Origin of the sequence: Photobacterium sp. S4TG1, assembly GCF_036040035.1 — a bacterium.
In the GTDB taxonomy this organism is placed as follows: domain Bacteria; phylum Pseudomonadota; class Gammaproteobacteria; order Enterobacterales; family Vibrionaceae; genus Photobacterium.
This window is the reverse complement of the sequence record NZ_JAYXUH010000002.1, coordinates 1-14,964: the sequence shown is the minus strand read 5'-3', so window position 1 is coordinate 14,964 and position 14,964 is coordinate 1. Positions and strand designations below refer to the sequence as shown.

Here is a 14,964-nt window from a genome sequence, read left to right as displayed (position 1 = left end):
AGGAAAATAAGAATGAAAAAGAAAAAATTCATATTATCACCATCAAGTAAAGTGACAGTCGCTATTACGCTTGCAATGATTTCGATACCAACTTACGCTGCCGGGATTATTTCAGGAACAGGTGGTCCACAAGTCTCTACGGCATCAAATGGCGCTGAAATTGTTAATATTGTTAAGCCGAATCAAAATGGTTTATCACATAACCAATACAACCAATATAACGTTAATAAACCAGGAGCCGTACTTAATAACTCACTCATTGCAGGTCAATCACAACTTGCTGGAAAACTTGGAGCAAACCACAATTTACAAGGCCAAACGGCCAACATTATTTTAAATGAAGTGATAACTCGTAATCCTTCATTATTGCTCGGTAAACAAGAAATTTTCGGTATGGCTGCTGATTATGTATTAGCTAACCCTAATGGTATTACTTGTGATGGTTGTGGTTTTATTAACACCAATCGCTCCTCTTTAGTTGTGGGTAATCCCGTGATTGAAAATGGAAAATTAGAAAAATATCAGACAAATAATCAAAATAAATTGCGGGTTAACGGCGAAGGGTTAACAACCGCAACTATTTTAGATTTAATCGCGCCAAGTATTTCTGTTAATGGACGAATTCAAGCTAAAGAGATTAATGCAATTACGGGCCATAATGATGTATCTCGTGATACGTTAACCATTACGGAGAGAAAAGGTCTGCCTCATGCAATAGATAGTTATTATCTTGGAAGTATGCAAGCAGGTCGTATTCGAATTATTAATACTGATACAAGTAACAGCGTTAATCTTGAAGGGCAACTTAAAGGTAAAGATATTGTTTCTGTTGATACTAAAGGTAATTTACTACTGACAGCATCAAATATTGAAGGCGATAATATTGATTTGAAAGGTCAAAAAATTCGTTCACAGGGCAAAATAACAAGTAATACAAATAAATATTATGGTGCGAAGAACTATCAGAACTACCGTGGTGGGATTGATATTAATGGACAGACTGATAGCCAACAACTAAAGAAAACAGCATTAGTTGGTAAAAATATTAGTATTATTGCGGCTAAAGATAATCATCTTACAGCAACGCTAATTCGTGGTGATGATGTTTTAATTAAAGGTGGTGATGTACTACTCGATAATCATAAAACTATAAACAAAAAGAGAAATACGAATAATAATTGGTATTATTCTCAGACAAATTACGCAACAACGACAGCAGAAAAAACGCAACAGCATAGTACTGTTGTTGAAGCGAATAAAACCGCTAATCTAATTTCAACTCAAGGTGACATCACACTTATCGGATCAAAGGTAAAAGCAGGTGAGTCTTTAGCACTTAATTCTGCTCGTGATATTACTTTATCTGGCGTTATAGAAAAGGAGAAAAATGGTCATAATAGAAATTTACGTAATCATACATCAAGTCTGATTACTGGACATTTTCATGATAGCAATGAGGCAGAAACCTTAAAATCATCTGAATTAATTTCTGATGGCGGGCTAGGGGTTAATGCGCAGCAGAGTGTACGATTAAATGCTGCTAAAATTCAGTCTAAGCGTGATTTGATTATTAATGCGAAGAAAAAAATCGATATTAATGTTCAAAAAACAGCCAACAATAAAACAACAAAAAATGATAAAACCTATTGGGGAGGGATCGGTGGCGGTAACAATCAAAATAATAGTAATAACAGCACGATTAGTCACCGCTCTGAAATATTATCAGGCGAGCATTTATTAGTATCAGCAGATGACGGCATTAATATTACTGGAAGTAAGGTTTCAGGTAAAAGCGGTGGGTTTGTTCAAACTAAAAATGGTGGTTTGCGAATTGATAATGGAATAAGCACATTTACTGATAACGTCGACAGTCGTAATGGTACTGCGTTTAATATTACTAAAAACTCAAATAAATCGACGCATAATACTCAAACTGTTCATGGTAGTGAATTAGTGTCTGACGCTAATTTAAAATTATTAAGTAAAAAAGATATTAATGTGGTCGGAAGCCTTGTCAAAAGTGCAGGTACTTTAGGTATTGAATCATTAGGCTCTATTAATATTACAGCTGCAAAGCAAGAAGAACAGTTAGATCAAACGAAAACTAAACTAGCTGTTGATGCTTATGCTAAAGAGAGCGGTGATAAACAATATAAAGCGGGTTTACGTATAGAACATACAACAGAAACAGAGCAGACGCATAAGACGAAACATGTTGGTTCGTCATTAGAAGGTGGAAGTATTGACGTTGCTGCACAAGGTGATGTTAATTTCAACGGTTCTACGCTAAAAACTACTAAAGATAATGCCAATATTAGTGGTGAAAATGTTTCATTTTTAGCAGAAAAAGATAAAACAAATACGACTAAGACTAAAGATACCATCGGTGGTGGTGCGTATTATACCGGAGGAATTGACAAAGCAGGCTCAGGCTATGAGGCTGGATTCTCTAAAGAAAAAAGTGAATTATCCAAGGAAGATGCCTTGGTATCAAAAACAGATGTTGCAGGTAGTTTGATTGTTAATGCTAAAGATAAGCTGACACAAGAAGGTGCTGAACATCAAGTAAACGATCAATATAAAGCAACGGCAAAAAATGTTGATAACTTAGCCGCTATTAGCAAAAACGAAACAAAAATAACGACGTCATCGGGTGGAATCGATATTGGTACTAATATTGATTACAGCGGAGTGACTCGACCAGTAGAAAAAGCCATTAAAAGTATTGGGAAAGGAGACATTGGTGGTGCTATCGATAATATTGGAAAGACAGGAACACCAAACCTTGGTCTAGATGTTGGTATCAAAGGACAAACGTCTGAAAATAGTAAAGATTCAACAACGGCATCGGTGACTAACATTATTGCTGGCTCATTAGATATTAATGCTAAAGAAACTGTGAATGATGAAGGAACCCAATATAAAGCCAATCGTGGTGATTATAAATTAACGGCTAATCAGCATATAGATCAAGCGGTCGAGAATACTCAACACGAAATGAATAAAGAAACACATGGTTCTGGTGGTCTTCGTGTTTATACGACGACAGGTGAAGATTTAACGATTAATGTTCAGGGTGAGGGCGGAAATTCTTCATTTGAGAATAAAAATTCTCAGGCGGTAACGGGCTCTATTGTAGCTAAAAAAAATATTGATATTAATGTCACTAAAGACGCTATTTATCAAGGTGTAAATATTATATCTGAAAACGGTTCAACGCAGATAACAGCAGGAAGAAATGTTAAATTTGAACAAGCTAATAATACTAATTCTTCATCGTCTGATAAAAAAAGTGCTAATGCATCTGGATCAATAGGTACAAATCCTAATGGTAAAACGATGGGGTTAGGACTTGGTGGCGGTATCGAAAAAACATCGTCAGAAACTAAAAATGCCATTACAGGTTTAATCTCTTCTGGTGGTAATCTAGACGTTGTATCCGGAAATGATATTAATTTCCAAGGTACAAAAGTAAACAGTAATAATGACATATCAATTGTCGCTAAAAATAAAGTAAATGTTGGCGCTGCTGAATCTACATACACCAATAAAGAGAACAATATTTCAGGTAAATTGAATCTTGGTGGTGGTAGTAACGAGACTAAAAAGGACTCAGGTAGCAATGCTTCCATCGGCGGTGCTGTAAATCTTGCATTTAAAGATGAAACATTAGTTAAACAACAGGGCTCCGAATTAAGCAGTAATAATAAAATTAATATCAATGCAGGATCGAATGATAACGATGCTATTCATGGGGTGGGTAACCAAGTTAAGAGTAAAAATATTACTTTAACGGCGAATAAAGGCGGTATTATTCTTGAATCAGCACAGACAACAGAGCATAAGAATAATTGGGATGTAGCCATAAATGGTAATGCGGTTGTTGGTCAGTCATTTAAAAAAGATGGTCAAGGTAAAGCCGATCCTAATAGTGGTTCAGACTCACATAATTTAAATGCTGGGTTAAGTGTGGGTGTTGATAAACTGGATAAACAAATCAACCAGAATGCTAAGATCGGCGCAGATAATATTACTATTATAAGTCAAAAAGATACCCGTATTGCTGGCGGAGTACTCAATGGCGGTAAAATTAATGGCGATATTGGTGGTAATTTAAATATTGAAAGTCGTAATGATAGCGAGCATAAAGTTAGTGTTAATGTTGATACGGGCATTGGGCACACTAATACTAAATCACCGAGTATCACAACTAAATTATCTAAAGCTGGCACTGCACATTACTCTAAACCATTGAATGAAAAATTAAATAGTGTCGTCGAGTCTGGTGCAGGTCAGGTGACTGAAAAATATAATGCGTTTGCTCGTCGCCATGATAAATCACAAGATACCGCAGGCACCGTAAGTTTTAATAAGGCACAAGACAAAGTAACATTACCAGAAAAAATAATAGAAAAAGCATCGGAAAAAACCGCATTGTGGGATCGTGGTGCGCGTACCATTGGTAATGGTGTGAAAAGTGCTTTGGTTGAAGATAAAATAAAAGGCCGTAGTGGGCATGCTGGTTTCAGTTTTGATGTTGTGAATAATAATCTAGTTACTGAACAATCAGTAATTCATGCTGAAAATGGGGTGGATCTTAACGTTAAAGGTGGCACTAATCTTACGGGAGCAAAAATAAGTACTAATAATGGTGGAGTATTGATAGGTGATTCTAAAGTCATCAATAAAGATATGCATGGATATAACCATAATTATGGTGCGAGTTTAGATGTTCCATTTACCGTTGGTGGTGTTTTAAATACGATTACTAAAGGTATTACCAAAGGTGAATCACCAATAACAGCATCTGTTAATATGAATAAAACAATAGCAAGCGCTGGTATTATGATTAAATAATATTAAATTTTTTGAAAAGTAAAAAGTAAATATATTCGGCTTTACTGATCGTTATTAATACAATTAATTGATTTAGTCATATTCAAGTATGATGCTGATGAGTTTATTTTAAATATAAAGGCCACATAAAAGTGGCCTTTATTTATGGTTATTTTTTAATATTATAAATGCCATAGTATTAGAATTGAAGACTGTAGGATTTCATCTATGGTTTAACAATCCAGATATAGGAGGCTTGAGCTAGTCATGAGACTAACTCAAAATTGGATAGAAATTAGTTTCAGAGAATCAAATATTAGCGATTCATGAATAACTAAAAGTAAGGAAAATAGCTGAACTTGACGTCCAAAAAGAATTAATAACGCAACCTCAGCAATGGCAAGTCAAAGTACCCGATACAACCGCGAGTATTCATTTAAAATCCATAAAGCAATTGCAGCAGCACCCATACCTTATGGGGGAGTATCAAACACTTGATGGTGCTGACAATGTGACTATTTACCTTAATGCTAATCAGGTTGTCCAACAAGGTAAATATATTGCGACATCTTTTGTAACCACGAATTCGGGTAGCGGTACATTTTACTATTTATCCGTATTTGAGCAGCACAATAAGAATGTTGATAATCTGACCAATATTTTTATTGGTGATCGAATTAATATCGAAAAAATCACTATTGTTAGCAATAATCCTCTCATGATTAAAATTGATTATAAAACCCATGGTGAAAACACACCTTATGCTTTACCAGCAGACGTCGCTAAATCACAAATATATCAATTAAAGGATAATCAATTAGTTTTGCAACAATAAATTGTTTCGTGATTTATTAGTCGTTTGATAGATCTGTAAGTCTATTATTTAAAATAAAAAGGTCACATCAAAGTGACCTCTAGTTATGAAAGCTATTTACATATTTTATATGTGGTTGTAAGGCTTCATATTAATCATCCACCACTTCTATTGTTTTATGCTGAGCACCAAGATACGTGCCTTCATCAATTTTGTAGCGTAAAGTTTCATTACAATGAGGGCATTCAAACTCTTCATTAGGCTCGATACACTCATCTTCAATCCAATCCCAACCAAGATGTTTCTCGCAAGAGGGGCAATGCATAATGTTATCCTTTTTTACTCACTCTAAGGTCTTAAACCCTATTCATTTAAATACAGCTCAGCCATGCCATCGAGCTTACTTTTCACTTCTTGCCAGTTGGGCATTACGCTGGTTAATAAGCGCCAGAAGTTTTCGCTGTGGTTGTATTCTGCAATGTGGCAAAGCTCATGTAAGATCACGTAATCAATACACTCTTTAGGGGCTTTGATCAGGTGAGGGTTGAGCATTAATGTGCCTTTTGCTGAGCAGCTTCCCCATTGTTTGCGCATTGGCATAATACGAAATGACGGAATGCCTTTCACCCATGTCGCTTGTGGCAGAAGTTCAGCCAAACGTTGATGAAAAACCCGTTCTGCTTTAACGCTATACCAACCTGAAACTAAGGCTTTTACTAGCTTGGGCTTATCATCATTAAAACGATTAAGGGTAACCAACAGCTTGCCTCGATCCATCTTCACGTTGGAAATGGCTTCTCGGTCTTCAACTACCTTCAATACATAGCGACGACCCAAATAGAATTGCATCTCACCACTAACGTAATGTTTGGTTTGAACATATTCTAAATGAGAGCGAAATTCTTTCAGTGCATCCCAAATCCAACGTGCTTGGTGCATAACCGCTTCGTGAATAGCCGATTTCTCGGCATCTTCAGGGGCGGTGACGGCAATACGGCAATCAGGATGAACGCGAATAGTGACCTTCTTTTTTTTACCTTCAGCAAAGGTTTTACGAATAACCTCGTAGGTAACAGCTTCATCACCATAGATGAAGCTGTATTCCTCAATGCTATTTTCTTTGCTGTCTCTCTTGTTACTAATGGATGCCATTAATGGTGACCTGCTAATCCCAGTCGAGTGATTTGAATAACATCCGTGATCAGTGTTTGTGCTTTATCAATCCCTAAATCATTAAACAGTAATGGTAATAGACCTAATCGAATTTGGTTTTCAATCTCAGCAGGGTTAATGGAATATTCACTCACCGCTTTGCGTACAATCGTATCGATATCCAGTGCATATTGAATGCATTGCTCTTCGGATAAAAGCGATGGCTCATCTCGCTCTGTTAGGAACAAACCATGCTTTAAAAATAAACCAAAGTAGGCTTGAACATGACGTTTGATTTTTGGATCAAGTTCAGCAAAGCGATCTTTAGGCATTCCCGCCACATCACGATCTTTTACCTGTTGCTCGAAATCAGCAAACAAAAGGTATTGTTTAACTGGGCTATCAAACATCTCTTTGGTTTGGGCTATCGCTTTTTTTAACAGGTTAGAGAAATACTCTTGGGCATAAGGGTCATCGGCTAAGTCTTGCTCAATCATCTTGGTAACACGACCTGTGATAACGTCTTTTTTGTTATTCGCTTCATCATCGGTCATTTGCTCAGGTTTGGCATCTTTACCCATGTTGCCAACCAAGTACGCACCTTCAGGCTCTTTAATCTCAACACCACCAATGTGTTTGTCTAACATTGCACGAATACTGTCGGCATACTCATCGTAATCAACGGTTTCTTCGGCATCTTCACGAACTTGTTTACGCAGTTGAGACAACCTTTTTAAGGTTTGTTTATACAACTCACGCTTATTATCAAAGCTCTTATCATTGAAGTAATTTGCTGACTGTAACGCGACCTTTAAACAGTTGGCAAAGGCTGTTAGCGCATCATAGAAGTCATTACGTAGCTTTAGATTGGTATCGGTTAGTTGACCCTCAATGGTATCAATCTTAGGGGCTAATACTTGACGCAGTGCCTGACCGTCTTGCTTGTTATTAACGCTCGCAAAAATAGACCATAATGCATCGTATAAACCCGGTAATTTTTTATACTCGGTGTCCATACGGTTATATAACCCTTTAAGATCATCAATATCAAAACCACCTTGAGTACGCTCTGCCAAGTTTTGATACTTTTCAATGGTGGCATCAAGTTCACGTAAAATACCGCGATAATCAATCAGGTAACCAAACTGCTTTTTCGCATGTAAGCGGTTAACACGGGCAATGGCTTGAATAAGGTTATGCTGTTTTAACGGTTTATCGATGTATAACACTGTGTTTTTGGGTTCATCAAAGCCTGTTAACAGCTTATCGACCACGATCATAATGTCGGGGCCTTCATCCTTTTCAAATTCTTGAATGATGTGTTTGGTATAGGCTTTTTCGTCCGTCCAACCTTTATTGGTGATATTGGTTTCCCACTAATTTTGCACAATATCGGTACTTTCACTGTCAACGTTGTCGTGTCCCTCACGAGTATCAGGCGGAGACATCGCAACCACAGAGGTAACTTTACCGATTTTATCTAACAGCATCTTATAGCGAATCGCAGAGGCTTTTGAATCACACGCCAATTGACCTTTTAAGCCTTGGTTTTTGAAATTTTGAAAGTGATCGGAAATATCATAAGCAATTAACTCTAAACGACCTTCGGTTTGATAAACTTGACCTTTTTGAGCAAATTTACGTTTTAAGTCAGCGCGTTGTTTTTCAGATAAATCTTTTGTGATCCGTTCAAACCATGCATCGATGGCTTTATCGTTGGTGCTGAGATCAGGAATGCGTTCTTCATAGAGTAATGGCGTAACGGTGCCATCTTCTACTGCTTGTTGCATGGTGTAAGAGTGGATGATTTTACCGAATTTATTCTCGGTCTTATCGTCTTGCAGTAGCGGTGTACCCGTAAAGCCAATGTAAGCCGCTTTGGGTAGGGCTTGTAGCATACGGATATTGTTTTCACCGTTTTGGCTACGGTGACCTTCATCGACAAGTACGATAATATCTGGGCTATCGTTGTAGCATTCTGGAAGGTGAATTGCAGTACCAAATTTGTTGATAATCGAGAAGATAATACGCTCGTTACCTTTACCAATTTGTTCCGCAAGGCGTTTGCCTGTGGTTGCCATTGCCGCGGTTTTATCTTTATCAGACAGGGCGCCACCTGACTTAAAGGTGCTAGCCAGTTGATCTTCTAAGTCCACACGGTCGGTCACGACAATCACGCGACATTTGGCGAGTTCTTTTAACCAAATAAGGGCTTTGGATAAAAACACCATCGTAAATGATTTGCCAGAGCCTGTGGTATGCCAAATAACACCACCATTACGTGCGCCTTTGTCATCAAAAGAGGTGATACGTTCCACTAAGGCTTTAATGCCAAACACTTGCTGATAACGCGCAATAATCTTACCTACTTTTTTATCAAACAGAGTAAATAGGCGCGTCATTTCTAACAGACGATCATGATGAAGTAGCGAAACCAACAAGCGATCTTGATCCGTCACCACCAAATCACCGCCTGCAATCAGTGATAGATATTCATCTTTGATCGCTGCTGCACGATGGTTAAAGATCGCATTTAGTTGGGTTTCATTCAGCGCTGTGTTTTTCAGACGCTCAAAGGTACTTTCTATGATTTGTTCTTCTTTCCACTTTGCCCAAAATTTACTTGATGTTCCGCATGTTGCGTAGCGTCCATCATGCCCATTGACAGACATCACCAGTTGGTTATAAGCAAATAAGCTTGGAATAAAGTCTTGCTTTTGATTTCGAATCGTTTGAGAGATACCTTCGTCAATAGTGGGCTTCCCTGTCTTTGACGAATTAGGACGTTTTGCTTCAATCACTACCCACGGCAAACCATTAACAAAACATACAATATCGGGTGTGTAGTAGGTTGTTCCTTGAGTATTGTCTACGTCCATCTCTTCGGTGAAATGAAATTGATTGTTTTCAGGTGTTTCCCAATCAATGATTTGGATGGTTGGGCTGGCTTTTTTACCGTCCACAAACTCAGTGACACTAATGCCATAAGTTAACGCGTTATAAAGCTTTTCATTGGCCGCTTTTAGCCCTTCATTCATTGCAGGGTTAGCCAACTCTTGCACGATTTTATCAATGGCTGATTCAGATAAATGGCGTTCTTTACCCATAAATGAATAGGTTTTAAAGCTCAGAACCTTGCGCAATACCGATGGCAGAATAACGGTGGCTTTGTTGCCACGCATAGCCATGCATTCACTCGGTGGAATGAACTGATAACCAAGGTTAGTTAAAAGTGCGAGTGCAGGGATCTTGGCACTCTGCTCTTCTTTGAAATTGGGTAAATGAGGGTTAGTCATTGTCAGTCTGTCCTTGTTGCGCCAATAACTGTTGGCGTTCTTTTTCTAATTGGTGACGCAGTTCTTCTTCGCTCGGCAGTTCTAACATGTATTTCGAGGCAAACAGATGCTCATTGTCATTCAGCACCGAATACTTGGCAACGGTGCGGTTGTTGTCAGTACACAGAATTAAGCCAATGGTCGGGTTATCGTCACTACGGCGTTTTTTCTCTTCATACATGCGAACATACATATCCATTTGCCCCACATCTTGATGGCTAAGTTTATGCATTTTAAGATCAATAAGCAGGAAGCATTTCAAATGGAAGTTGTAGAACACCAAGTCAATAAAAAAGTCACCATCCTCGGTGACAATACGCTGTTGGCGTTCAACAAACGCAAACCCTTTACCCAGTTCCAGCAAGAATTTTTGTAAGTTATCAATCAGAGCTTGTTCAAGTTCACTTTCTTGTAATGAAACGCTCGGTACCCCTAAAAAATCAAAGATGTAAGGATCTCGCAGATAGTCTTTTACTGTTAATGCCAGCGCGGTCGTTTTGTGGTTGGCTTCATCGATAACGGGTTGCAGATCTTGTTGTTTGGCTTGCGTTGACAGTAATCGCTCATAATATAACGCACCGATTTGGCGTTCTAATGCACGAGCCGACCATGCTTGGCTAATGGCTTCGTTCATATACCATTGACGTGCGAGTGGATTATCGATTCGCAATAAACTGCGATAATGGGTCCAACTCAATTCGTGACGCACTGCGTCACAATTTGGATAAGCCAAATAAAACAAACGCATATTACGCAGGTTAGAGCTATCAAACCCTTTGCCAAATTCTTTAGTGAGTGAGGCGGATAATGCTTTCAGCGTTCCTTTACCATATTCAGCACGAGTTTGCCCTTGTTGCTCGTCTTCAACAATCAAGCGACCAATTTGCCAATAGGTTTGCACCATTGCGCTATTTACCGCGTGAACAACCTGTTTACGGCCTGCGGTCAGTAATGTGCGAATATTATCGAGCAATGGGGTTGAAGATGGCAAAGAGGGTGTCGTCATGTGTCATGTCCTTTGTTTCAATGGATACAGTAAACCTATCTGAACAATAGGGCTTGAACACACAAGCCCTGTGATTATTCGCACTAAGATGACAGGGAGACGCGCCTTTTTCCTGTTAAAAATTGCTGCATCAACGCCTTTTTCTCTTGCTTGAAGTGCGCAAGTTTGGCTTCTAGCAACTCGATTTCTTTATCGGCAGCGGTGAGGACTGAAGCGATTTTTTGTTGTTCTTGATATGGAGGAACGGCAATTACAAAATCGTCAAGAACTTTGACACTTAAATTAGGTGGATCAGTACCAAGTAGTCCAATATTGATTCTGTGAGCAAATTGATCACTACGAAGCACTTGAAAGATAAACTCTGAATTAACATTATTTTTACATACTATTTTTGCTACCCTTTGATTTAGCAAAGATGTATCACTTTCTTTGGTTAGCCTTGCGACCTTTAATTTGTTGCCAATAGTTGGTCGAGTAAGGGCAACAACTATATCCCCTTTAGTTAGTAAAAACTTTTTGTATTCAGATAAAAAGTGTCTCGGTAGAAAGCTATCTGCGTCCCATTTAATTTCTCCAATCCCAACATTTGCAATTTTTAACCATTTCGCACCGGAGTCTGTCGCATCAGAACTCTTAAACGCAAAACCGCTAAAAAGCTTAAACAAACTAATCGGTGATTTAGATTCCCAGTCCCCCTCAAACGCTTTATCCGTTTCAGGATCAACTAAACGCTTTTTACCCGTCAACAACTGCTGCATTAAGGCTTTTTTCTGCTGTTTGCTGGCATCAATCAGTTTTTCAGTGGTTGCAATGCCGCGATCCCATGTAGAAAGGATTTGAGCGATTTTGCGTTGTTCTGGGAGTGAGGGTAACAAACAAATCACTGATTTAAGCTTATCTGGCGATGTGTGCTTTACTTTTGTTCCTGTAGATTGCTCTGCAATTTGTTTTCTAATATATGGCGAATTGTAAGTTAGATATAGAAACTCAGGGCAAATACCATTTTTATCTTTTATTTGAATCAGACCAAGCCGTTGATTATGCAAATAGCGATCATGGCTTGGGACAAACAACGTACTCCCTAAAAGCCCAGCAGCTTGTTCGGTCATAGCAACAAGTAACTCGCCTTTTGATAGTAAGTACCCTTTTGGAATATCACCCACATAATACTTAGTTTTGCTCTTTTGGTCGCGAAAGCCACCTGGTTCATAGAAGCTACCAGGAGTTAAAAGAACATAATTACCTTCTTCTCTAAAGAATTCGCTCTTAAAGGCAAAACCATGTTTGATATCTATAAAGGGATTGAGATCAGTTTTAATCCAACCATTAGGCACCATAACCCAACTCCTCTAGGTAACCCGCCATTTCCACTTCTAGGTCGGCTAACTCAGTTTGTAGCGTCAAACGCTCACTACGTACTGCCATCAAATCAATTTCCGCTTCTTCTTCAAAGGTATCCACATAACGAGGAATGTTGAGGTTGTAGTCGTTCTCGGCAATCTCTTCTAATGTGGCAAGGTAAGCGTACTTATCCACGCTTTGACGGGCTTTGTAAGTATCAACAATCTTTTGAATATTATCGCTCGTTAATACGTTCTGGTTCTTGCCCGATTTAAACTCACGCGAGGCATCAATAAACAACACCTTGTTGTCTGTTTTGTGCTTTTTGAACAACAGAATTGCCGCTGGAATGCCTGTACCGAAGAACAGTTTTTCAGGTAAGCCAATCACGGTATCTAATAGGTTTTCATCAATCAGTTGTTTACGGATTTTACCCTCACTCGATGCACGGAATAGCACACCATGAGGCACAACCACACCCATTCTGCCTGTCTCTGGTTTTAGGGTTTCAATCATGTGCGAGATGAAAGCGTAGTCGCCTTTGGTTTTTGGTGGCACACCACGACGGAAACGACCAAAGTGATCGCTTTCTGCGTCTTCATGTCCCCACTTATCTAGTGAGAATGGTGGGTTTGCGGTTACTACGTCAAAGTGCAGTAAGCCACCGTTGGCATCTTGCAGCTTAGGGTTACGAATGGTGTCGCCCCATTCAATACGGTGGTTGTCTTCGCCATGCAGGAACATGTTCATTTTAGCCAGTGACCATGTTGAGCCAATCGCTTCTTGACCAAACAAAGCGTATTGCTTAGAGCCGCCAAAGTTCTTTTGAATTTGCTTACCACACTTCATCAATAGCGAGCCTGAACCACAAGCAGGATCGCAGATCTCATCGCCTTGTTGTGGCTCAAGAATGATAGACAGTAGATCCGATACTTCTGGCGGGGTATAGAATTCACCTGCCGATTTACCACTGCTAGCCGCAAAGTGTTTGATTAAAAACTCATACGCATTACCGATAACATCCAATGAACCGACACGGCTAGGGCGTAGGTTTAGGGTTGGTTTACCAAAATCTTCCAGTAGGTGACGCAGAATGTCGTTCTTTTGCTTTTCATCACCCAGTTTATCGGTGTTAAAGCTAATGTCTTGGAACACACCTTTGAGTTTGGTGCCGTTTTCTTCTTCAATTGCATGTAAAGCTTGGTCGATACGAGAGCCATTACCTACTTCAAAGCGATGCTCATACAGATCCCAAAATGTTGAGCCTGTTGGGATTTTGAATGATTGGCTCGCCAGCATCGCTTCAATCATGGCTTGGTTGTCACCAAACTGCGCTGTTAGCTCTTCGACTTTGTCTTGGCGCACATCTGAGATGTACTTTAAGAACAGCATAGTTAGTACGAAGTCTTTGTAGATTGATGGGTCTACGGTGCCACGGAAGGTGTCACAGGCACTCCATACCGTTTTATTGATGTCGTCTTGGTTGATTGGGGTAGTTGGCATTTAGTTATTCTCTAATAGCGTTAAATTGTTTTAATTAGTCGTTCAGCAATGCGCTTAAATGAGGCAAAGCAGTTACGCCAGAAAAGACCCGTTGATGAGAATCTATGATGAGTTTTTCAAGTTGTGCTAGTAGTGCCACAACCCAATAGTCTTTCTCAATTATGGCTGGGTTTCCGAGCGCTAAGGCATCGGAAACCTCAAGAAACTGCTGTTTCAGTTTATTCATGGTTAATTTGGAGAGTGTATAACACGGCTACCCACTACCAGTTTTCGATTAAACTGTTTTGAGTTCCATGAGTAATTGATGGATGAAGGGATTTGAGTGTTTTCACCCGATAAGCTTTGAAGAGACGGACTATCGATCTCAAAGTCTACACCTTTCATCTTAAGGATTTCTCGCATAAGCGCATCCGTCCCACCTGGATGAGTTGGTATTGGCTTACCCGTTAAACTATTCATTCGTGATTTGGTGTAAAGGCCATAGCCGATTTTCATTAATTCGCCTTGATTTACTAATTGTTTCAAAGCGCGACCGACTTGATCATAACAAGCCACACCTTCAAAGTTTTTACGTTCAAAAACATAACGTCTTGAACGTTTTATCTTTTGATAAATACGTTCAGTTGTAGTCATTTGAACCTCCATACTCTGACTTGCAGTGAGTATAACTTACAGACGTATTTTAAGGAATAAATACGACATTAAATATATTAATGTTGTCGCCATCTACATGTTATTTATATGCTTTTATATTTACGACCTAAAGGTGACATATGATTTAATTTTATGCCGACATGCTTTATGAGCCTATCTTTTCTGAAATATTAAGAGCATCGTCAATCTCTACTCCTAAATATCGAACAGTATTATCTAACTTCACATGGCCAAGTAACAGCTGTACAGCACGTATGTTTTTAGTTTTTGCGTAGATGAGAGTTGCTTTTGTTCTGCGCATTGAATGCGTTCCGGGATCTATT

Annotated in this window: 8 protein-coding genes and 3 pseudogenes; 2 read left to right on the top strand and 9 right to left on the bottom strand. The window is 39.0% G+C overall.

The annotated features are described in order from the left end of the window. The first annotated feature begins 12 nt into the window (after positions 1-12). Positions 13-4,857 carry a hemagglutinin repeat-containing protein gene (locus VXS03_RS03650; RefSeq protein WP_327762049.1) on the top strand — a complete coding sequence of 1,615 codons (4,845 nt, stop codon included), beginning with the start codon at positions 13-15 and terminating at the stop codon, positions 4,855-4,857. 454 nt (positions 4,858-5,311) lie between these two features. Continuing rightward, positions 5,312-5,671, top strand: a complete 360-nt coding sequence (locus tag VXS03_RS03645) for a hypothetical protein (protein ID WP_327762048.1) — start codon at positions 5,312-5,314, stop codon at positions 5,669-5,671. 130 nt (positions 5,672-5,801) lie between these two features. Here the strand turns inward: VXS03_RS03645 and VXS03_RS03640 are convergent, their stop codons facing one another. The 9 genes and pseudogenes from VXS03_RS03640 to VXS03_RS03600 all read right to left on the bottom strand — a co-directional run. Then, on the bottom strand, positions 5,802-5,975 hold the full coding sequence (locus VXS03_RS03640; RefSeq protein WP_162841587.1) for a hypothetical protein: 174 nt from the start codon (positions 5,973-5,975) through the stop codon (positions 5,802-5,804). 38 nt (positions 5,976-6,013) lie between these two features. Continuing rightward, positions 6,014-6,802: a M48 family metallopeptidase gene (locus tag VXS03_RS03635; RefSeq protein ID WP_080155572.1), complete on the bottom strand. Its 789-nt coding sequence runs from the start codon at positions 6,800-6,802 to the stop codon at positions 6,014-6,016. Then, positions 6,802-10,098 (bottom strand): annotated as a pseudogene (locus tag VXS03_RS03630) (type I restriction endonuclease subunit R). The gene VXS03_RS03635 and the pseudogene VXS03_RS03630 overlap by 1 nt, the downstream one beginning before the upstream one ends. After that, positions 10,091-11,143, bottom strand: coding sequence for a PDDEXK nuclease domain-containing protein (locus tag VXS03_RS03625; protein ID WP_327762047.1), 1,053 nt, complete (start codon positions 11,141-11,143; stop codon positions 10,091-10,093). Before VXS03_RS03625 ends, VXS03_RS03630 begins: the two are co-directional and overlap by 8 nt. A gap of 83 nt (positions 11,144-11,226) precedes the next feature. Next, positions 11,227-12,480 (bottom strand): restriction endonuclease subunit S, encoded by a 1,254-nt coding sequence (locus VXS03_RS03620; protein WP_327762046.1) that lies wholly within the window; start codon positions 12,478-12,480, stop codon positions 11,227-11,229. Further along, positions 12,470-13,987, bottom strand: a complete 1,518-nt coding sequence (locus VXS03_RS03615; protein ID WP_327762045.1) for a type I restriction-modification system subunit M — start codon at positions 13,985-13,987, stop codon at positions 12,470-12,472. Before VXS03_RS03615 ends, VXS03_RS03620 begins: the two co-directional genes overlap by 11 nt. Before the next feature lie 64 nt (positions 13,988-14,051). Continuing rightward, a pseudogene (locus tag VXS03_RS03610) lies at positions 14,052-14,213 on the bottom strand (nucleotidyl transferase AbiEii/AbiGii toxin family protein); the annotation flags it as partial. A 2-nt stretch (positions 14,214-14,215) separates the two neighbouring features. Beyond that, complete coding sequence (locus tag VXS03_RS03605; RefSeq protein WP_327762044.1) at positions 14,216-14,620, bottom strand: DUF6088 family protein; 405 nt, start codon at positions 14,618-14,620, stop codon at positions 14,216-14,218. A gap of 166 nt (positions 14,621-14,786) precedes the next feature. After that, positions 14,787-14,964: pseudogene (locus VXS03_RS03600) on the bottom strand (integrase); the annotation flags it as partial.